Source organism: Sphingomonas sp. BL-S-28 (genome assembly GCF_055521515.1).
In genome coordinates this window covers 586,747-607,500 of the sequence record NZ_CM145484.1, presented here as the reverse complement: position 1 = coordinate 607,500, position 20,754 = coordinate 586,747, and the positions used below count along the sequence as shown (strand labels likewise).

Sequence of the window (20,754 nt, the reverse complement as noted above, 5' to 3'; positions counted from 1 at the left end):
CCCTTCACACGGCGCTTCAGCCCCGGTTCAGCGCGAGAGGTCCCAACAGTCCCCATGTCCTTCGCGCGTTTTGCCACAGTAATCCTGAGTGTGGTTGCGCTGCTCGGCTGGTCGGCCACGCCCGCCGCAGCCCAGTCGATCCTGCGCGATGCGGAGACCGAGGCCCTGCTGAAGGACATGGCCCGCCCGCTGATCGTCGCCGCCGGGCTGGATCCATCGCATGTCGACATCGTTCTGGTGAACGATCCCTCGGTCAATGCCTTCGTTGCCGGCGGGCAGGCGGTCTACGTCAATTCGGGCCTGATCAACGAGGCCGATTCCGCCGCACAAGTGCAGGGCGTGATCGCGCACGAACTGGGCCACGTGACCGGCGGCCACGCAGTGCTGAATCAGGGCGCGCAGAGCGCCACCAACATCTCGCTGCTCTCCCTGCTGCTCGGCGCGGCGGCGGCGGCGGCAGGCGGCGCCGAGGCCGCGATGGGCGTGATCATGGCCGGCCAGCAGGCCGCCATGGGCAAGTTCCTGGCCTATACCCGCACGCAGGAAGCCTCCGCCGATGCCGCCGGCGCGCAGTATCTCTCGGCCGCCGGGATCAGCGGGCGCGGATCGCTGGAATTCTTCCAGAAGCTGCAGAATCTGGAATTCCGCTACGGCTATCGCCCGCAGGACGGCGACCAGTTCTATTCCACGCACCCGCTGACCGGCGATCGCATCCAGACCTTGCAGGATACCTATGAGAAGGATCCCGCCTGGCTGAAGCCTGACGATCCCAAGATTCAGGCCCGTTACGTGCGAATGAAAGCCAAGCTATTCGGCTATCTGGCCGAGCCGCGCGACGTCTTCCGCCTCTATCCGCAGACCGACAATTCAGTGCCGGCGCACTATGCCCGCGCCTATGCCTGGCACCGCCAATCGGAAATGGACCGCGCCACCGCAGAGGCAGACGCGCTGCTGATGACCGATCCCGACGATCCCTATTTCCTGGAGCTGAAGGGGCAGATCCTGCTCGAATCGGGCCAGCCCAACGAAGCGCTCGTGCCCTTGCGCAAGGCCACCGAACTTACCGGATACCAGCCGCTGATCGCCACGCTGTTCGGCCACGCGCTGATCGCGACCGAAGACCCGCAACACTTCAAGGAAGCCGAGACGGTGCTGAAGAACGCCGCCGCGCGCGACCGTGAGAATCCGTTCACCTGGTATCAGCTGGGCACGATCTACGCCGCCAATGGCGACATGCCGCGCGCGCGCCTTGCCAGTGCGGAGCAGCAATCGCTGTCCGGCCAGATGGATGCCGCGCTGATGAATGCGCAGGCCGCCGAGGCGGGGCTGAAGCAGGGCACGCCGGACTGGCTGCGCGCGCAGGACATCGAGATGGAAGCGCGCGCCACACTGGAACGCAACAAGAAGCGCCGTTAAAGGCGGGACCTCCAGATTACGGGAATGACGACAATAATGGCACTTGGAACGAAGATCGCGGCGACCGTGGCAGGCATCGCTCTTGTGGGCGCAGGCGTCTGGTTCGGCGGGCCGGTGATCGCCGGCCGCGTGATTCACGACTATCTCGTCACCAATCCCGAAGTGCTGACCGAGGCGATGGACGCCCTGCAGCGCAAGCAGGCCAAGGCGCAACTGGCCGGCGTGAAGCAGAGCGTGGAAACGCCCTTCCCCGGCGCCGTACTCGGCAATCCCAACGGCGCGGTCACCCTGGTGGAATTCACCGACTATGCCTGCGGCTATTGCCGCCGCAGCCTGCCCGACGTGGCGCAGCTTCTGGCCAAGAACCCGAACTTGCGCATCGTCGTGCGCGAACTGCCGATCATCAGCCCGCACAGCCCGGACGCGGCGCGCATGGCCCTCGCCGCCGCAGAGCAGGGCAAGTACGCGAAGTTCCACGATGCCATGTTCTCCGCCGGCCAGGTCGATCCGCAGGCGATCGAGGCTGCCGCGAAAGAAGCCGGTCTGGACATGGACCGCGCCCACAAGGTGGCGGCCAGTCAGGTTGTGGCGCAGGAACTGTCCCGCAATCTGGATGTCGCCGGCCGACTCGGCTTCAGCGGCACGCCCAGCTGGGTTGTCGGCGACCGCCTGATCTCCGGCGCGGTGGGCTTCGATCAGCTGTCGCAGGCAATTTCCGAAGCAAGCGGGGCCTGACGGGCTGCGGCGGATGGGCCAAAGGATCCATATCCTTGATACCCATCGGGAAATCGCCCGGGGCCACCTGCGTAGCGCCCCGGATTTGCCGCCCCGTGCGATTTTCGTCTAGATAGCCCCATGCGCGTTCTGCCGATCCAACCGATCCCCTTCTTCGCCGACAAGGACAAGGCCTTCTGGCGCCTGCAGTTCGCGGGCTGGGGCGGTGCGATGTTGCTGCGCACGATGTCGGCGCTGGCCAACGACCAGCCGCTGTCGAATCTGGTGCTGGTGCTGATCGCCACGATCACCGGCTTCTCGATCTCGCTGGTGCTGTCGGTCGTCTATCGCCTGCTGATCACCAAGCGGCCGATCGTCACCTGGGGCATGACCGCGCTGATCCTGCCGATTGCGGTGGCATTGCACGCGTTCATCGATGCCTGGGTGATCTCGCTCTACCGCGCGGACAGCGACACCAGCTTCACGCAGCTGTTCATCGGCGTGTTCTATTACGACGCCACGCTGCTAGGGGCATGGTCGGCGCTCTATTACGCGATCAATTTCTACCTGCAGGTGGAAGAACAGAACGATCAGCTGATTCAACTGGAGAACCAGGCAACGCAGGCGCAGCTGGCGATGCTGCGCTATCAGCTGAACCCGCACTTCCTGTTCAACACGCTGAACTCGATCTCCACGCTGGTGCTGCTGAAGCAGACCGAGCCGGCCAACGCCATGCTCAGCCGCCTGTCCTCGTTCCTGCGCTACACGCTGATCAACAAGCCTTCCGCGCGCGTCACGGTGGCGACCGAGGTGGATACGCTGAAGCTCTATCTCGACATCGAACTGATGCGATTCGAGGAACGACTGCGCACCACTTTCGCGATCGATCCGGCCACCGAAACCTGCCTGCTGCCCTCGCTGCTGCTGCAGCCGCTGGTCGAAAACGCCATCAAATATGCCGTCGCGCCGCAGGAGTCGGGCGCCGAAATCACCGTTGCCACGCAACTCGTCGGGCCGATGCTTCGCATCACCGTCTCGGACACCGGACCGGGCTTGCAAACTCCGACTACCGACAACAGGTTGTCGGGCATGACCTATGATGGAGGGGAGCCGGTATCCACCGGCGTCGGCCTTTCGAACATCCGCGACCGCCTCAGCCAGGCCTACGGCGAGCATCACCGCTTCGAAACGGTGGAGCCTGTCGAAGGCGGCTTTGCCGTGCTGATCGAGCTTCCCGCGGAGCGCCAACCCTCCCCCGAGGACATCGAAGAACCGCAGCGGCAGCCCGTTCTCGTCGGGCGATGAAACAATTTTGGCCCCCGCGCGTTGCGAGGCCGGAGACAAGTGACACATGACCATCCGCACCATCCTCGTCGATGACGAGAAACTCGCGATCCAGGGCCTTCAGATTCGTCTGGAGAAGTACCCGGACGTCGAAATCATCGACACCTGTTCGAACGGGCGCGAGGCGATCCGCAAGATCAAGACCGAGAAGCCCGACCTCGTGTTCCTCGACATCCAGATGCCCGGCTTCGACGGCTTCTCGGTGGTGAAGGGCGTAATGGAGATCGAACCGCCGCTGTTCGTCTTCGTCACCGCCTATCAGGAACACGCGGTTCGTGCGTTCGAGGCCAATGCCGTGAACTACCTGATGAAGCCGGTGGACGAGGCGAAGCTGGACGACACGCTCGCCCGCGTGCGCCAGCGCATTGCCGAAAAGCGCTCGTCCGACGAGGCGGAAAAGCTCAAGACCGTGCTGGCCGAAGTCGCGCCGGACGCGGTGGATTCGATGCCGGAAGAGAGCGACCCCAACGCGGACCGCTACGAAAAGCTCATCAACATCAAGGATCGCGGCCAGATCTTCCGGATCGACGTCGATTCGATCGAGCATATCGAGGCTGCCGGCGACTACATGTGCATCCGCACTGCCGACAACTCGCTGATCCTGCGCGAGACGATGAAGGACCTCGAACGCCGGCTGGATCCTCGCGTGTTCCAGCGCGTGCACCGCTCCACCATCGTCAACCTCAATCAGGTCCGTCAGGTGAAGCCGCATACCAACGGCGAATGCTTCCTGGTGCTCGATTCGGGCGCGCAAGTGAAGGTCAGCCGCTCCTACCGCGACGTGATCGCACGGTTTGTGCACTGACGCTTCAAGCGGAAACGATTTCTTACAAACCGTCGCCCCAGCGCAAGCTGGGGCCCGCTACTTTTCTGCGACGCTGGCCAAGAAAGCGGGATACCCGCCTTCGCGGGGATGACGGCTGAGGGTGTTTTCAGATGCGGCGCCCCTTCGATTCAGGCGCGTCGTTCAGTCCTTCGGCCCGGCCGAGAACCGCTCGGCCCGTTCCGCCAGACGCGCCACCGCCGCGCCGTGAATCGCGCGTGACGTGCAGAGCACACCGAAAGCGCGGGGATCGTGCTTGTTATAATTGAGCGGCTTGCCGAAAGCGTCGGTCACTTCCGCCCCGGCCTCGCGCGCGATTAGCCCGGCCGCGGCGATATCCCATTCGTAGCCCCAGCGCAGGGTGGCGACGATGTCCGCCTCGTCGGCGCCGACCATCGCCATGCGGAGCGCAATCGAATTGGGCTGGTCTACCAGCACCAAGTCCGAATCTTCGGCCGCCAGCTTCTTCGCGGGGACTCGCGCTCCGGGCAGCGTCTCGCGGTGGCTGGCATTGAGCCGGGTGCCGTTACGCCATGCCCCCTTGCCCGCTTCGGCGTGCCAGAACTCGCCGCCGGCATCGCGTGCGCGGGCCGGGGCATAGAGATAGCCCAGCAAGGGCCGCCGCGTGTTCACCAGCGCGACCGAGATCGCCCAGCCCGGCCGCCCGGCGATAAAATCGCGTGTCCCGTCGATCGGATCGACCAGCCACACCAGTTCGTGTGCGGTGCGGTGGTGCGAATCGGCGGTTTCTTCGGATAGCCAGCCAGCGGAAGGCAGCAGCGCGCCGAGTTCACGGCGCAGGAATTCGTCCACCGCCAGGTCCAGCGTGCAGACCGGACTGCCCGGCACTTTCTCCCAATGATCAAGCACATGGCCGTCGCCCGGCCAACCGGCAAGGGCGATACGTCCTGCCTCGCGGACGATAGCTTCGAGTCTGTCGCGGTCGATCATGTGCAAGCCCGGGGCTTCGATGCGGATGGTTCGTGGCGGCACCGTGCGCGAATGCACAGGCCGCGTGCGCGTCCTTGCGCGAGGGAACGGGACTTTTCAAGCGCGCAGGGATGTGCTTATGCGGCCCGGATCAAGTTCGGGGCCCCCCGTGCTTTTGGACAAGCCTTTCCACGGACACTCCAGCAGAAAGCGATTTCAGCGATGAACATTCACGAATACCAGGCAAAGGAACTGCTTGCGAAGTTCGGCGTCGGCATCCCCGCCGGCATCCCCGCCCTCACCGTCGAGGAAGCGGTTGCCGCCGCGAAGCAGCTCCCCGGGCCGCTCTACGTCGTGAAGGCCCAGATCCACGCCGGTGGGCGCGGCAAGGGCAAGTTCAAGGAACTGCCAGCCGACGCCAAGGGCGGCGTGCGCCTCGCCAAGTCGGTTGAGGAAGTCGAAGCTTTCGCCAAGGAAATGCTCGGCAACACGCTCGTCACCGTGCAGACCGGTGAAGCCGGCAAGCAGGTGAACCGCCTCTACGTGACCGACGGCGTCGACATCGCCGAGGAATACTACCTGTCGATGGTCGTCGACCGCGCCACCAGCCGCGTCGCCATGATCGTGTCGACCGAAGGCGGCATGGACATCGAGGATGTTGCCCACAACACCCCCGAGAAGATCACCACCGTCACCATCGACACCGCCGCCGGCTTCCAGGCCCACCACGGCCGCGCCGTTGCCTACGCTCTGAAGCTGACCGGCGACCTCAACAAGCAGGCGCAGAAGATCGCCAAGCAGTTGTACGAAGCCTTCGTCGCGCTTGACTGCGACATGCTCGAAATCAACCCGCTTGTCGAAACCAAGGATGGCAACCTGCTCGTCCTCGACACCAAGATGAGCTTCGATTCGAACGCCCTCTACCGTCACCCCGACGTGCAGGCCCTGCGCGACGAGACCGAAGAAGATCCGGCGGAAGTCGAAGCTTCGAAGTACGACCTGGCCTACATCAAGCTCGATGGCGACATCGGCTGCATGGTCAACGGTGCCGGCCTCGCCATGGCGACGATGGACATCATCAAGCTCAACGGTTCGTTCCCGGCCAACTTCCTTGACGTTGGCGGCGGCGCCACCAAGGAAAAGGTGACCGCGGCGTTCAAGATCATTCTGCGCGATCCGAACGTGAAGGGCATCCTGGTCAACATCTTCGGCGGCATCATGAAGTGCGACGTCATCGCCGACGGCATCGTTGCCGCCGCGAAGGAAGTGAACCTCTCGGTTCCGCTCGTCGTTCGCCTCGAAGGCACCAACGTCCAGCAGGGCAAGGACATCCTGGCCAATTCCGGCCTGCCGATCGTCCCCGCCAACGACCTGGGCGATGCCGCCAAGAAGATCGTGGCCGAGGTCAAGAACGTCGCCGCCTGATAGGGGGCCGTCTCTTGGATCGCACACGATCCCGTAACGGATAATGCAGCGGCGGGGGTCTTCCGGACCCCCGCCGTTTGCATATCAAGTTCGCATGAAGCCGGCCTTTCCGGCGTCATAGTAATTCTGGCCCGCCGGTTTCTGCCGGGGCGATGCGCATTTTCGCGGATTTGCGATATGGCACTCGCCGTGAACCCACCACGGGCTCATCTCGCCGCCAGCGGGGCTTGACGTATACGTCAATTGCCTATTAGGCGGGCCTTGAGTGGATTTAATCGAGCGGCTAAATACGCCGCGCCTGAAACTGAGAGGACCCGATCAGATGAAGATCCTCGTGCCCGTAAAGCGGGTGATCGACTATAACGTAAAGCCGCGCGTGAAGGCGGATGGCACGGGTGTTGACCTGGCCAACGTCAAGATGAGCATGAACCCGTTCGACGAGATCGCGGTCGAAGAAGCCATCCGCATCAAGGAAGCGGGCAAGGCTGAAGAGATCGTCGCCGTCTCGGTCGGCCCGGCCAAGGCGCAGGATACGCTGCGCACCGCACTCGCCATGGGTGCCGATCGCGCGATCCTGATCGAAACCGATGCCGAGGTTGAGCCGCTGGCCGTCGCCAAGATCCTCAAGGCGATCGTCGCCGAAGAGAATCCCGGCCTCGTGATCCTCGGCAAGCAGGCGATCGACGACGATTCGAACCAGACCGGCCAGATGCTCGCCGCGCTGCTCGGCCGCCCGCAGGGCACTTTCGCCAGCAAGGTCGAGATCGACGGCGATCACGTTGCCGTGACCCGCGAAGTCGATGGCGGTCTGGAGACCGTGAAGCTGGCTCTGCCCGCGATCGTCACCACCGACCTGCGCCTCAACGAGCCGCGCTACGCTTCGCTGCCGAACATCATGAAGGCGAAGAAGAAGCAGCTCGATGTGAAGACTGCCGCCGATTACGGCGTCGACATCGCCCCGCGCCTCAAGACCCTGAAGGTCTCGGAGCCGCCGGTTCGCGTCGCAGGCGTCAAGGTTGCCGACGTCGATGCGCTGGTTGCAAAGCTCAAGGAACTGGGAGTCGCCTGATGAAGACGCTCGTTTGGGTCGAACACGACAACGCGTTGGTCAAGGACGCAACGCTCCACACCGTCACCGCCGCCGCCAAGCTGGGTGAAGTTCACCTGCTGGTCGCCGGCTCGGGCTGCCGCGCCGCTGCCGAAGCCGCCGCGAAGATCGCCGGCGTCGCCAAGGTCCACGTGGCCGACAACGCCGCCTACGAACACGCCCTGGCCGAGAACGTCGCGCCGCTGATCGTGGAGCTGATGGGCCACCACGACGCGTTCCTGGCGCCCGCCACCACCACGGGCAAGAACGTCGCCCCGCGCGTGGCCGCGCTGCTCGACGTGATGCAGCTGTCGGACATCCTCTCGGTGGAGGGCGAGAAGACCTTCACGCGTCCGATCTACGCCGGCAACGCCATCGCCACCGTCGAATCGAGCGATGCCAAGCTGGTGATCACCGTGCGCGGCACCGCCTTCGAGAAGGCCGCTGCCGAGGGTGGTTCGGCTGCCATCGAAGACGTCGCCGGTGCCGGTGACGCGGGCCTCTCCAGCTTCGTGGGTGCCGAACTCGCGAAGTCGGAACGTCCGGAACTGACCAGCGCCAAGGTGATCGTCTCGGGCGGCCGTGCGCTGAAGGACTCGGAAACCTTCGAGCAGGTCATCATGCCGCTCGCCGACAAGCTCGGCGCTGCCGTCGGCGCCTCGCGCGCTGCGGTGGACGCGGGTTATGTGCCCAACGACTACCAGGTTGGGCAGACCGGCAAGATCGTGGCTCCCGAAGTCTACATCGCGGTCGGCATCTCGGGTGCGATCCAGCACCTTGCGGGCATGAAGGACTCCAAGACCATCATCGCCATCAACAAGGACGAAGACGCCCCGATCTTCCAGGTCGCCGACGTCGGGCTGGTGGCGGACCTGTTCAGCGCCGTTCCGGAACTCACCGGCAAGCTCTGATCGTCCGTGAAAATCTGACAAACGCAGCCCCGGCCGGAAACGGCCGGGGTTTTCGTTTGCCTCCGCGGCGTTATAGGGAGAACCCGGAAAAGAGGCGCTTCGACCACGGCTGTGTCGGGGCGTCCGGGGCGCGCCGGGGGCGCGAAAAGGCGGGGAACTTCGTGAGGAATATCGCTTTCACTGCGATCGCATTGTCATGCCTGGGGGCCCAGGTTGCGACGGCCGCCGAACTCAAGCTGGAACTGCACCCGGTCACGCCGTGGACCGTCGATTGGGCGGACAACAGCTGTTCGCTGGCGCGTGGCTTCGGAAGCAGCGAATCGCCTTTCATCATGCGGTTCGAGAAGTTCGCGCCGGGCGATTCCTATCAGCTCGTGCTCATCGGCAAGGAACTGCGCGGCAGCGTCCATGATACCGGCCTGGAGCTTGCCTATGGCGACCGGCAACCGGAATCGATCGACGACCACGCCCGACACGGCGAATATGGCAAAGGCATCCCCGCGCTGTTCGTCACCTCCAGCCTCGGCGTTCGAGAGCCGGGTAGCGACGAGCCGCCGAAAGTCACCGCGGAAACCGAGCGGAAGATCGGCAAGATCACGGTATTCTGGGGCGTCCGCAAGCTCACCCTGGACACCGGCCCTCTCGACCAGCCTTTCGCCGCGCTGCGCAAGTGTACCGATGACATGGTGCAAAAGTGGGGACTGGATCCGGCAGAGCAGGCCGCGCTCTCTCGCAAGGTCAAGCCGTCGACCGCGACCGTCAGCTATCTGCAGAACCGGTATCCGCAGGATTTGGCGTTCATGGGCAAGCAGGGCCTAATCAATATGCGCGTGCTTGTGGATGCCGAGGGCCGACCGAAAGACTGCGCCATCCAGCGGTCCTACAGCAACCCCAAGTTCGAGCAGATCGCCTGCAAGGTCTTCATCGAACATTCCGCCTTCACACCCGCGCTGGATGCGCAGGGTCGTCCGGTGGCATCATACTTCGTCACGACCATTCACTGGGTGCTTTAGAGCGGGATCGGCCCTGCCCGCCATCACGTGCGTCGGCCGGGGCCCCTGCCCGCCACGGTCGGCTATTGGCTCGGGCGGGATCGGACGGGCATTCAGCCCCCGCTGGCCGGAAGCCGCTCGAACAGGTTGATGCCGCTGACCCGGCCGTCCTCTGGCTCATGGCGGCCGTAACGCACGAAGCCCAGCGCATTGGCCACGCGTTCGGACGCCGCATTGCCTTCATCGATCATGCAGGCAACACGGCGCGGGCCGTGGGTCTGGTCGAACCAGGCAAGTGCGGTGCGCATGACTTCCTGCGCCAGCCCCTGCCCCCAGCAATCCTTGCGGACGATCCAGCCCGCCTCAGGCGTATCGTCCATGCCCTTGCCGAAGCCGCGCCAGCTGTGGAACACGCCGCAGTTGCCCAGCAGGTCGGGTTCCCCCGGCCGGCGGACATAGAGCGTGCCGTAGCCGTATAGCGACCAGCTGCCGGCATTGCGGCCCAGCCGGTTGAACTGTTCCATCGGGTCGGCCGAAGCCGGCCCCAGATAGCGGCGCGTATCCTCATCCGCGATCAGCCGGCACAGGCCGTCCAGATCGTCCGCAGCGGGCTTCCAGAGTTCGAAGCGCTCGGTCCGGAGGAATGGGCCTTCGCTCACAACAGCTGGTCCACACCGTGGATGCAGAGGCCGAACAGGCCGCCGACCAGCGTGCCGTTGATGCGGATGAACTGGAGATCGCGCCCCACCGCGCCTTCGATGCGGTCCGTCACGGTCCGCGCATCCCAGCGTTTTACAGTTTCCGAAACCAGCCGCACAATCTCACCCCCATAACGCGACGCCACGCCGACAAGCGTACGGCGGGCGAAGCGATTGACCATGTACTGCAAGCGGCGATCTTCGCCAAGTGACTGGCCAAGCTGGGAAAGACTCTCCCCCAAAGCGCCGGAAAGCGCTTTGTCGGGATTGCGCACGGCCTTGAGCAAGCCGGAGCGGGTGCGTTCCCACATCCCGTCGATCCAGGCGCCCATCGCCGGGTTGGCGAGAAGGTCGGCCTTGATCCGCTCCACCCGCAGCTGCGTCTCCGGACTGTGTCGCAAGTCGTGCGCCAGCTTGGCCAGCGCCTCATCCACTTTGCCGCGCAGCGGATGATCGGGCTGGACGATCACTTCGGCCAGCAGGCGATAGGCGCCATCGAGCACGCCGTTGGCCAGCCGCTCGTCCAGCCCGGTCCAGCGCATGATCGAATTGGCGCGCTGGTGGATCATCTCGCGGATCATCGGCTCGTTGGCTTCGATCGCCTCACCGACCTTGCGCAGCACGCTTTCCAGCAGTGGCCGGTGCCGTCCTTCGGCAATCGCGTTTTCCAGCATCTGGCCCAGCAGCGGCGCGGCGTCGATCTTCTCGATCTGGCGACGCAGGCCCGCCTTGACCATGCCGCCCATCTCTTCGGGATCGAGCGATTCAAGAATGTCGCCCACCAGTTGGGCGGCACCAGCGCGAATGCGCGATTGCTCCTCGCGCCGGGGATCGGCCAGAAAGCCGCCTAGGCTGGCGGCGATGTTGAAGCCGTTGAGCCGCCGCGCAACGACCTGCGGTGTCAGGAAATTGTCGCGCAGGAAGGTCGCCATCGAATCGGCGATGCGATCCTTGTTCTCCGGAATGATCGCGGTGTGCGGGATCGGCAGGCCCAGCGGATGGCGGAACAGCGCGGTGACCGCGAACCAGTCCGCCAATCCGCCGACCATCGCCGCTTCGGTGAAGGAAATGGCGTAGCCCAGCGGCAGGCTCCATTCGGGATGGATTGCCAGCAGATGCTTCAACACGACAAAGGCTGCCGCCATGAACAGCAGCAGCCCCGTCGCGAACATGCGCATCTGCCGCGCCCTGTCCGCCTTTGGCCCAACGGACCCGAGCAGATCTTGCCTTACCACCAAGACGTTACGCACGGGTGGCGGCAAGGTTCCTTCCGCATCTCATTCCGCCGCGATCGGTTGCGGCAAGCCTTCCGGTCCATGCGCATGGCCCGAATCGTGCGCGTGATGCGGCTCGTAGGTGAGCAGCTTGCGGCGCAGCCAGGGGCCGATGCGCTTTTCGAAGCCATCGGCAAGGCTGAAGGCAGCCGGCACGATCACCAGCGTCAGCATCGTCGAAAGCAGCAGGCCGCCGATCACGGTAATGCCCATCGGCGCGCGCCAGGCGGCGTCGCCCGAAAGCGAGATCGCCGTGGGCACCATGCCCGCGGTCATCGCGACCGTGGTCATGACGATCGGCTGCGCACGCTTGTGCCCGGCGTCCATGATCGCGGAAAGCTTGTCGACGCCCTTCTCCATTTCCTCGATCGCGAAATCGATCAGCAGGATCGAGTTCTTGGCGACGATACCCAGCAGCATCAGGATGCCGATGTAGACCGGCATGGAAACCGGCTGGCCGACCACCACCAGCGCCAGCAGGCCACCCAGCGGCGCCAGCAGCAGCGAGGCCATGTTGACCAGCGGCGAGACGAAGCGGCGATAGAGCAGCACCAGCACCGCGAAGACCAGGAAGATGCCGCTGATGACCGCGACGATGAAGCTGGTCACCATTTCCGCCTGCCACTTGTCCTCACCCACCGCCTCGTTCGAGACGCCGGTGGGCAGGTTCTTCATGATCGGCAGCTTCTGGATCTGCTCCATGATCGGGCCCTTGACCTGCCCTTCGCCCAAGTCGGCACCGACGAAGATGCGGCGCGACTGGTTGTAGCGCTGGATCTGCGTGGGGCCGGCGCCGAAGCGGATTTCGGCAACGCGCTTCAGCGGTACCGAGCCGCCGCTGGCAGTGGTGACGGGCAGGTTCTCGATCGTCGAGAAATCGCGGCGCGAGGTGCGGGCAAGGATCACGCGGATCGGTACCTGACGGTCCGACAGCGAGAACTTGGCCGCGTTCTGGTCGATCTCACCCAGCGTGGCGATACGGATCGTCTGGCTGAGCGCTTGCGTGGTGACGCCAAGCTGCGCGGCCAGATCGACGCGCGGCACGATCACCAGTTCGGGGCGCTGCAGGTCGGCCGCGATACGCGGAGCGACGACGCCCGGAACCGTGCGCATCTGGTCCGCCAGCGTCTGCGCAGTCTTCTTCAGCAGCACGGAATCGCTGCCTGACAGCATGACCGAGATGTCACGGCCGCTGCCGGTGCCGCCCGATTGGGTGGCGAAGGTTACGCGCGCATCGGGAATGTCCTGAAGCTGCGGAGCCAGTCGGCGTTCGAACTCGATGCTGGTCGCCTTGCGTTCCTTCGCGGGCTTGAGCGCGAGGTAGAGCGAACCCTTGCCCTCACGGGAAGCCACCAGCACGCGTTCCACCTCGGGCTGCGCCTCGATCAGCGCCGCCACCTTGGCCGCCACCTGCTCGGTCTGCTCGATCGTGGTGCCGGGCACCATCTCGATATTGACCTGGCTGGTGTCGTTGTTGGTGTTCGGCTGGAACTGCGAGGGCAGGCCTGCCAGCAGTGCGAAGGTCACCACCAGTGCGTAGATGCCCGCGCAGAACGCGAAGAAGCGGTGATCGTGCATCCGCGCGATGATGCGGTCGGTGAAGTAGCGATACCAAGCGCCAAAGCTGCCAACGGTTTGGGCGAACAGGCGCAGGAGCCAGCCGAGCACGAAGATGCCGGCGGGAACACCCAGCGGTGCGACCACCGCGGCCAGAACGAGCGCGGCCTTGTCCAGCCCGACTTTCTCGAAGCCCATCTTGGCGGCCATGAAGATCGCAATGGCCAAACCGATTCCGGCAGCGAAAAGCGCCAGCAGGGCAATCGCGGCGAAGGGATAGAACCACCAGCGGCCTTGCGCCTTGACCAGCGCCGCCTTGCGGCGATGCGCTTCCGTGCTGTCCAGCGTCCAGGCAAGGACCTTCATGTACAGGTCCATGGCCTTGCCGCCGCCATGTTCCGCATGGCCGTGGGCTTTGAGGAAGTAGGCCGCGACCATCGGCGTGATCAGGCGCGCGACCGCAAGGCTCATCAGCACCGCCGCCACGACAGTGAGGCCGAACGCCTTGAAGAACTGCCCCGGAATGCCCGGCATCATGCCCACCGGCAAGAACACCGCGACGATCGAGAAAGTGGTGGCGACGACCGCGAGGCCGATTTCGTCCGCCGCGTCGATAGAGGCCTGATAGGCCGATTTGCCCATGCGCATATGGCGCACGATATTCTCGATCTCGACGATGGCGTCATCGACGAGCACGCCGGCCACGAGGCTGAGCGCCAGCAGCGAGAGAAAGTTCAGGGTAAAGCCCAGCAGGTCCATGAACCAGAAGGTCGGGATCGCCGAAAGCGGGATCGCGATCGCCGAGATCAGCGTCGCGCGCCAGTCGCGCAGGAACAGGTAGACGATGACGATGGCCAGCACCGCCCCTTCGACCAGCGCCTCCATCGAACTGGTGTACTGCCCTTTGGTGTAGTCCACGTCCGAGAACAGGCGGGTGATGTGGACGTTGGGGTTTTCCTTGCGGATCTTGTCCAGCGACTTCATCGCCGCGTCGTAGACGGCGACGTCCGAGGCGCCGAGTGCGCGCTGGAAGCCGAAGGTCACCACTTCGCGGCCATGAAGCTTGGCGATGCGCGTGCGTTCGGAATAGCCGTCATAGACTTGCGCGATGTCGGACAGCTTGACCTGCCGGCCACCGCCCAGATTGATGCGCGTCTGCGAAAGGTCGTAGGCGGTCTCGGCGTTGCCCAACACGCGGACCGACTGGCGCGACCCGGCGATTTCCGCCTGACCGCCCGCAGCGTCGGTATTGACCTGGCGCAACACGTTGTTGACCGCGCTGGCGCTGACGCCCAGCGCGATCATCCGTTCGGGATCGACGACCACGCGGATTTCGCGATCGACACCGCCGTTACGCTCGACCGAGGCCATGCCGTCGATCGCCAGCAACTGCTTGGAAATCGTATCGTCGACGAACCAGCTGAGCTGCTCGATCGTCATGTCATCGGCGCTGACCGCGAAGTAGCCGAGCGAATCGCCGCCCGCTTCCACCTTGATCACCTGCGGTTCCAGAATGCCGTCGGGCAGATCGCTGCGGATCTGGTCGACCGCGTTCTTCACCTGGTTGGTGGCGACATCGGGATTGGTACCGATCGAGAACATCACGAAGGTGGAGGAATTGCCTTCCGATGCGATCGACTGGATTTCCTCGACGCCGGGCACCGAACGGGCCGCGGCCTCTACCTTCTGGGTGATCTGCGTTTCGATTTCCGTTGGCGCCGCACCCGGTTGCGAGACCGAGATGTGGACGCCGGGAAATTCGATATCCGGCATGTTGTTCACGTCCATGCGCATGAACGAAACCACGCCGGCGACCATCACGCCGATGAAGAAAACGATCGGAATGATCGGATTGCGGATCGACCAGGCCGAGATGTTGCGAAGGCTCATCGCTGGGGTGTCCGTATCAATCGGGCTTCGCAACGGTGACGACGCGGGGTTTCACCGTGTCGCCATCGTTGAGGAAACCGCCGGCGCGCAGGACGATCTTTTCGTCGCCCTGCAGGCCCGACTTCACGACGATGCCGCGCGCGGTGACGAGACCGGTCTGGACGGTGCGGCGGTGAACCTTGTTCTTGCTGTCGACGACATAGACGAACGGCCCCTTGTCGTCGTTCTGGATCGCCGATTCCGGAAGGACCGGCGCATCGACGGTGCCGCTGCCGATCGTCGTGCTGGCAAAGCCGCCCGGCCGCAGTGCCGGGTTGTAGGCCAACAGGATGCGCGCCACGCCCTGGCGGTTGGTGGCATCGATCATCGGCGAAATCTGCCAGACATGGCCGATGAAGGTCTGGTTCGACCCGACCGGCACGACCTTGGCTTCCGCCCCGACGCTGACGCGCGCCAGATCGTCCTCGCTCAGCTGGGCCAGCAATTCCATCTCACCGTCCTTGGCGAGGCGGAACAGCACGGAACTGCCGCCGCCGACGACCTGCCCCATTTCGACATTGCGCTGGAGCACGAGGCCGGATGCCGGAGCAAGAATGTTGAGCCGCGCCGCTTGTGCCTGAAGCTGACCAAGCTGCGCACGCGCCACTTTGACTTGCGCCATGGCGGCATCGCGGGTGGCCGTCAGCCGATCGATGTCCGCCGCGGAGATGAAGCCGCGATCGACCAGCTTGAGCGCGCGGTCCAGATTGGCCTGCGCCAAACGTGCATCCGCTTGCGAGACCGAAATCTGCGCGGACTGGCTGGCCTGCTGCTGATTCTGCACCGAACGGTCTACCACCGCCAGAACCTGGCCCTGCGAAACCCAGTCGCCCGGTTCGACCATGACGGCGCGCACCTGTCCGCCCTCACCCACCGAGCCGACGGGCATGTCGCGGCGCGCGGCCAGCGAACCGGTGGCGGAAATCTCGCCCTGCACCGAAGTGCGGCCCGGCACCACGACGGTGACCGCCGGGGTCTGGACATCGGCATCCTTGGCCTTGTCGTCCGCGTTGCCGCTATGGACGAAGAACCAGATCGCCACCACAACCAGGGCGGCGGCGATGATTATCCAGAGCCATTTGCGCGACTTGCGATCCTGATCGACGTCACCCTCCAGCGGGCTGCCGGACATGGCCACGTGATTGTTCTCCCTGGCGTCAATTCTGCTGTCGTAGTTCATCTTCACCGCAAATCCTGCGATTGCCCCCTAGTCATGACCCTGCCGGCCCCCATGGCCGCACCGGTTCATGCCGCCACCTACAGCACGCGCACAAAGACACGCGCCGCCTTCACGGCGGTAAAAAACACCCGAAACGACATATACCTGCGGCAGATCGGTGGCAATCTACTGTCGGCCTGCAGCAATCCTTGATCGACCAGCGTCGAGCGCGATGTTGCTGGGCCTTTGCGCCGATGAATTTATTGAAACCCCGGAATAAAACGCAAAACGGCGGCGAACCGGGGGTCGCCGCCGTCTGCCGGGCTCTTGCAAGCCCTGTTAAAAAACCGATCAGTACTTCTGCTGACGCTCGTAAAGATCGCGGTAGTGCTGGATGCGGGTCACCCGCAGGCCTTGCATGCCCGAACGATCGACCGCACGCTGCCATGAGGCGAACTCTTCCAGCGTCAGCTTGTAACGTTCGCACACTTCGTCGATCGTCAGCAGCCCGCCGTTCACGGCGGCCACGACTTCGGCTTTGCGGCGCACAACCCAGCGCGTGGTCGACGGCGGCGGCAGGCTATCCAGCGTCAAGGGCTCGCCAAGCGGCCCGATCACCTGCGCGGGACGAATCTTCTGGTTTTCGATCATCATCACCCTCGTGCGCCGGTGTTGCGTCCGCCGGCGACGGAAGCGAAATTGACTGTCGTAGACTTGCGAATGGTTAAATCATTTGGGTTAACACTTCGTACCCCCTCGTCATACGCGTGTAACGCATCGGCCGCCGGGCCAGCGAAACTGCCGCGTCGATGCAGGCGCACAGGTGGTGAATTCTCCGCAAGAGTCACACCTAGGTCATGCGCGGCAAAGAATCGCGAGCGCAAGGCAAACCAGTCGATCGGTGCGAACTCCGGGATGAACTCCTCGCCGTCGCGACCTGACGCATGCCCCGCTTTGCAGGTTTCATGTTCAAAAGCGATGTTCATGCCCCGTCCTTACGACAGGGTTGGTCAAAGGACGGTAAAGGCCGCGTTTACCTGTCCTTCACCTTGATTAACCGTCGTGAGGATTTCGTTTGGAAAATGCCAAGGGCATTTTCGGCGCGGCACCGGCCCTCTCTCCCACCCGACCGCCCAACAGGGTACACTTCGTGGGCAGTCGGGTGGGGGAGCGGGCCGGTGCCGCAAAAATTCGCCTTCAGCGAATTTTCAAACGGACTCTGAGCATTCCGATGCCATCGAACCGGATCTACGAGAAAGCTAGGATTTTTGCGCCTTTCCCTGTATGGGCGCGCGCATGACCGCCCTTTCCGACCTTTCCGGACTGGTGGCCGGCATCGACCCCGCCGACCTGTTCCAGCTCCCCGCGCCCGTTAACGCCCGGCGCATCGTCGTCGCCATGTCCGGTGGCGTCGACAGTTCCGTCGTCGCCGCGCTGGCCGCCGCGACGGGCGCCGAAACCATCGGCGTGACACTCCAGCTTTACGATTATGGTGCCGCCACTGGTCGCAAGGGCGCGTGCTGCGCCGGCGACGACATTCGCGACGCGCGCGCCGTGGCGGACAGCCTGGGCATTGCCCACTACGTCTTCGATCACGAGAGCCAGTTCCGCGAGGAAGTGGTCGATCGCTTTGCCGACGACTACATGGCCGGCCGCACGCCGATCCCCTGCATTCGCTGCAACATGGGGCCGAAGTTCACCGACCTGCTGACGATGGCGCGCGATCTGGGCGCCGACTGCCTGGCCACCGGCCACTACGTGCGCCGCGTGATGGGGCCGGCCGGAGCCGAACTGCACCGCGCCACCGATCCGGCGCGCGACCAGAGCTATTTCCTTTACGGCACCACCGAAGCCCAGCTCGATTTCCTGCGCTTCCCGCTGGGCGGTCTGCCCAAGACCGAGACGCGCCGCCTGGCCGAAGCCGCTGGCCTGCGCAACGCCGCCAAGCCGGACAGCCAGGACATCTGCTTCGTGCCCGATGGCGATTATGCCAAGGTCGTCACCAAAGTGCGCCCCGAAGGCAACGCCCCCGGCCCCATCGTCCACGCCCTGACCGGCGAGGAACTGGGCACCCATCGCGGCATCATCCACTATACCGTCGGCCAGCGCCGCGGGATCGAGATCGGCGGCCAGCCCGAACCGCTCTATGTCACGCGAATCGAGGCGGAAGGCCGCCGTGTGGTGGTCGGCCCGCGCCGGCTGCTGGGCGTTTCGGCCGCGCGCGTGATCGAAACCAACCGCATCGGTCCGCTTCCGGCAGGCCCGCTGACGGCCAAGGTGCGCTCGCTGGCGAAGCCCGTGCCGATCGTGCTGGACGGGCCGTTCGGCGAAGGCGCCGAGACGATGATCCGCTTTGCCGAGCCCGAATACGGCGTGGCACCGGGTCAGGCAGCGGTGATCTATTCCGGCGACCGCGTGGTCGGCGGCGGTTGGATCGACGGGACTACACCGGCGATTGCGGACGAGTAAAAAGGTGTGACGAGGGGATAGTTCTCCCCCGTTCCCTACATGCACACCTAACAGGACCTTGCTCACCCAATTCGTCGCCCTCGCGTAGGCGGGGGCCCCGCTTTTCTTGCGCGCATGGCAAAGAAAAAGCGGGATCCCCGCCTACGCGAGGGCGACGAGGGTCTTGTTGGTGTTTTCTTTAGCGGGCCTTACCTATCGGCCGCCTTCAAACCCCCAGCTTGCCGCGCACGTCGCGGCTGTCCTTCCAGCCCTCGAGCCGCTTGAGCAGATCGGCGTCGTTTTCCGGCAGAGTGACTTCAAGGCTGATCAGCAAGTCGCCGCGCGTGGCGTCCTTGCGCGTCATGCCGCGCCCCTTCAGGCGCATGACCTTGCCCGAACTCGCGCCCGCCGGAATCGACAGCATCACCGCGCCCGAAGGCGTCGGCGTCTTGACCTTGGCACCGTGCAGCGCCTCGTCCAGCGTCACCGGCAGATCGAGACGGAGATCGTCGCCATCGCGGCGGAAGAAGGCGTGCGGCTGAATCTGGATGGTGATGATGGCATCGCCGGCACCGCCCGGTCCCTGCTCACCCTTGCCGGTAAGGCGCATCTGGGTGCCGTCCTCCAGCCCAGTCGGGAGCTTGAGGTCGATCGTCTTGCCGTCGGACAGGGTGATGCGCTGCGGATTGAGTTCGGCCGCATCCAGCAGCGGCACCGAAAGGCGGTAGGAAACGTTGGCGCCACGCGCCGCCGCGCGGGAGCGGCCACCCATGCCGGCACCGCCCCCCATTCCGCCGAAACCGCCCGCGCGCTGCTGCCCGCCGCCGAAGATGCCGCCGAACAGGTCTTCCAGGTCGATCCCGTCGTTCCCGCCGAAGCCGCCCGAAAAGCCGCGCTGACCGGCGCCGCCGAAGCCGCCGCCGCCAAAACCGCCGCCCGCGCCGCCGCCGAAACCGCCAAAGCCCATCGGGTTGCCATCCGCATCGATCTCACCGCGATCGAACTTGGCCCGCTTGTCCTTGTCGGAAAGCAGGTCGTAAGCGGAGGTCACTTCGGAAAAGCGGTCGGCCGCCTTCGGATTGTCCTTGTTGGTATCGGGGTGAAGTTCCTTCGCCAGCTTGCGATAGGCGGATTTGATTTCCTTCTCGCTGGCCGTACGCGATACGCCAAGGGTGGAATAAGGGTCTGCTGCCATGTGCCCTAGCTAGGATCGCGCGCGCCGCTCGGCAAGCGAAGCTTTCCTAGTTCATACACCGGAGTTATGGCGGCACGCATGTCCTTTCGCCCCAACCGGATTTGCCACGGGTCAAGGCAGGCCCGATGCTACGCAGGTAAGGACGTCGCGGCCCGGGATTCCTTCCGGGTGAGCGTGTAGACTGTGCCGGCCGCCATCGCCATGGGAGGCCCGCATCAATTCAGGAAGCGAATATGGAAGCTGAACAGGCGCGCGAAGTCATCCCCCATGGCGATCCCATCGCGCTGTTCCAGACCTGGTACGACGAGGCGCGCAAGACTGAGCCCAATGATTCGAACGCCATGGCACTGGCGACGGCGACGGCGGACGGCGTGCCTTCGGTGCGCATGGTGCTGCTGAAGGACTACGGCCCGGAGGGCTTCGTGTTCTACACCAATGGCCACAGCCGCAAGGGGCAGGAAATCGCGGCGAACCCCCATGTCGCGCTGCTGTTCCACTGGAAGAGCCTGCGCCGCCAGATCCGCATCGAGGGCGTGCTTTCGCCCGTCACCGATGCCGAAGCGGATGCCTATTTCCATTCGCGCGCGCGTGATTCGCAGCTGGGTGCCGTCGCCTCCGACCAGTCCGCCCCGCTCGAAAGCCGCGAGACTTTCCTGTCCCGCTACGAAGAGGTGAAGGACCGCTTCGAGGGCGGCGAGGTCGAACGGCCGAAGCACTGGACCGGATATCGCGTCGTCCCTTCCGCCATCGAATTCTGGCAGGACCGGCCCTACCGCCTGCACGAACGCCGCCGCTTCGTGCTGGGCGATTCGGGCTGGACCAGCTCGCTGCTCTACCCGTGACGGTTCCGGC

At 64.6% G+C, this 20,754-nt stretch carries 18 protein-coding genes; 10 read left to right on the top strand and 8 right to left on the bottom strand.

The features are described from left to right. Positions 1-54 precede the first annotated feature (54 nt). The 4 genes from ACZ1JC_RS11725 (at position 55) to ACZ1JC_RS11710 (ending at position 4,279) form a co-directional block, all read left to right on the top strand. Entirely contained in the window at positions 55-1,416 is a 1,362-nt protein-coding gene (locus tag ACZ1JC_RS11725) for a M48 family metalloprotease (RefSeq protein WP_465136697.1), read from the top strand. Positions 1,417-1,452: 36 nt separating this feature from the next. After that, on the top strand, positions 1,453-2,151 hold the full coding sequence (locus tag ACZ1JC_RS11720; protein WP_465136698.1) for a DsbA family protein: 699 nt from the start codon (positions 1,453-1,455) through the stop codon (positions 2,149-2,151). A gap of 120 nt (positions 2,152-2,271) precedes the next feature. Continuing rightward, positions 2,272-3,435 (top strand): sensor histidine kinase, encoded by a 1,164-nt coding sequence (locus ACZ1JC_RS11715; protein ID WP_465136699.1) that lies wholly within the window; start codon positions 2,272-2,274, stop codon positions 3,433-3,435. A gap of 46 nt (positions 3,436-3,481) precedes the next feature. Continuing rightward, complete coding sequence (locus tag ACZ1JC_RS11710) at positions 3,482-4,279, top strand: LytR/AlgR family response regulator transcription factor (RefSeq protein ID WP_465136700.1); 798 nt, start codon at positions 3,482-3,484, stop codon at positions 4,277-4,279. Positions 4,280-4,441: 162 nt separating this feature from the next. On the opposite strand, the gene ACZ1JC_RS11705 is transcribed toward ACZ1JC_RS11710, so the two are convergent. Beyond that, on the bottom strand, positions 4,442-5,248 hold the full coding sequence (locus ACZ1JC_RS11705) for a 3'(2'),5'-bisphosphate nucleotidase CysQ (RefSeq protein WP_465136701.1): 807 nt from the start codon (positions 5,246-5,248) through the stop codon (positions 4,442-4,444). 201 nt (positions 5,249-5,449) lie between these two features. On the opposite strand from ACZ1JC_RS11705, the gene sucC reads away from it, so the two are divergent. The 4 genes from sucC (at position 5,450) to ACZ1JC_RS11685 (ending at position 9,663) form a co-directional block, all read left to right on the top strand. Then, entirely contained in the window at positions 5,450-6,652 is a 1,203-nt protein-coding gene (sucC, locus tag ACZ1JC_RS11700) for an ADP-forming succinate--CoA ligase subunit beta (protein WP_465136702.1), read from the top strand. 322 nt (positions 6,653-6,974) lie between these two features. After that, positions 6,975-7,721 carry an electron transfer flavoprotein subunit beta/FixA family protein gene (locus ACZ1JC_RS11695; protein WP_465136703.1) on the top strand — a complete coding sequence of 249 codons (747 nt, stop codon included), beginning with the start codon at positions 6,975-6,977 and terminating at the stop codon, positions 7,719-7,721. Beyond that, positions 7,721-8,650, top strand: a complete 930-nt coding sequence (locus ACZ1JC_RS11690; RefSeq protein ID WP_465136704.1) for an electron transfer flavoprotein subunit alpha/FixB family protein — start codon at positions 7,721-7,723, stop codon at positions 8,648-8,650. Before ACZ1JC_RS11695 ends, ACZ1JC_RS11690 begins: the two co-directional genes overlap by 1 nt. 161 nt (positions 8,651-8,811) lie before the next feature. Continuing rightward, positions 8,812-9,663 (top strand): energy transducer TonB, encoded by an 852-nt coding sequence (locus tag ACZ1JC_RS11685; RefSeq protein WP_465136705.1) that lies wholly within the window; start codon positions 8,812-8,814, stop codon positions 9,661-9,663. A gap of 92 nt (positions 9,664-9,755) precedes the next feature. Here ACZ1JC_RS11685 and ACZ1JC_RS11680 read toward each other — a convergent pair whose 3' ends face one another. From ACZ1JC_RS11680 to ACZ1JC_RS11655, 6 genes are all read right to left on the bottom strand, one after another. Then, entirely contained in the window at positions 9,756-10,301 is a 546-nt protein-coding gene (locus ACZ1JC_RS11680) for a GNAT family N-acetyltransferase (protein ID WP_465136706.1), read from the bottom strand. After that, a complete protein-coding gene (locus ACZ1JC_RS11675; RefSeq protein WP_465136707.1) occupies positions 10,298-11,518 on the bottom strand; it encodes a DUF445 domain-containing protein in 1,221 nt (406 codons plus the stop codon). The genes ACZ1JC_RS11680 and ACZ1JC_RS11675 overlap by 4 nt, the downstream gene beginning before the upstream one ends. Before the next feature lie 99 nt (positions 11,519-11,617). Next, entirely contained in the window at positions 11,618-15,061 is a 3,444-nt protein-coding gene (locus ACZ1JC_RS11670) for an efflux RND transporter permease subunit (protein ID WP_465136708.1), read from the bottom strand. Positions 15,062-15,077: 16 nt separating this feature from the next. Next, complete coding sequence (locus ACZ1JC_RS11665; RefSeq protein WP_465136709.1) at positions 15,078-16,280, bottom strand: efflux RND transporter periplasmic adaptor subunit; 1,203 nt, start codon at positions 16,278-16,280, stop codon at positions 15,078-15,080. A 330-nt stretch (positions 16,281-16,610) separates the two neighbouring features. After that, positions 16,611-16,910, bottom strand: coding sequence for a CtrA inhibitor SciP (sciP, locus tag ACZ1JC_RS11660; RefSeq protein WP_132387726.1), 300 nt, complete (start codon positions 16,908-16,910; stop codon positions 16,611-16,613). 2 nt (positions 16,911-16,912) lie between these two features. Further along, positions 16,913-17,245, bottom strand: coding sequence for a hypothetical protein (locus ACZ1JC_RS11655; RefSeq protein WP_465136710.1), 333 nt, complete (start codon positions 17,243-17,245; stop codon positions 16,913-16,915). A 310-nt stretch (positions 17,246-17,555) separates the two neighbouring features. Between ACZ1JC_RS11655 and mnmA the strand changes: the two genes are divergently transcribed. Beyond that, positions 17,556-18,728: a tRNA 2-thiouridine(34) synthase MnmA gene (gene mnmA, locus ACZ1JC_RS11650; RefSeq protein ID WP_465136711.1), complete on the top strand. Its 1,173-nt coding sequence runs from the start codon at positions 17,556-17,558 to the stop codon at positions 18,726-18,728. Between the two features lie 205 nt (positions 18,729-18,933). Here the strand turns inward: mnmA and ACZ1JC_RS11645 are convergent, their stop codons facing one another. Further along, the gene (locus ACZ1JC_RS11645) at positions 18,934-19,902 is read right to left on the bottom strand and encodes a DnaJ C-terminal domain-containing protein (RefSeq protein WP_465136712.1); all 969 of its coding nucleotides are present in this window, start codon (positions 19,900-19,902) and stop codon (positions 18,934-18,936) included. Positions 19,903-20,135: 233 nt separating this feature from the next. Here ACZ1JC_RS11645 and pdxH point away from each other — a divergent pair, with 233 nt between their 5' ends. Beyond that, on the top strand, positions 20,136-20,744 hold the full coding sequence (gene pdxH, locus ACZ1JC_RS11640) for a pyridoxamine 5'-phosphate oxidase (protein ID WP_465136713.1): 609 nt from the start codon (positions 20,136-20,138) through the stop codon (positions 20,742-20,744). Positions 20,745-20,754 lie beyond the last annotated feature (10 nt).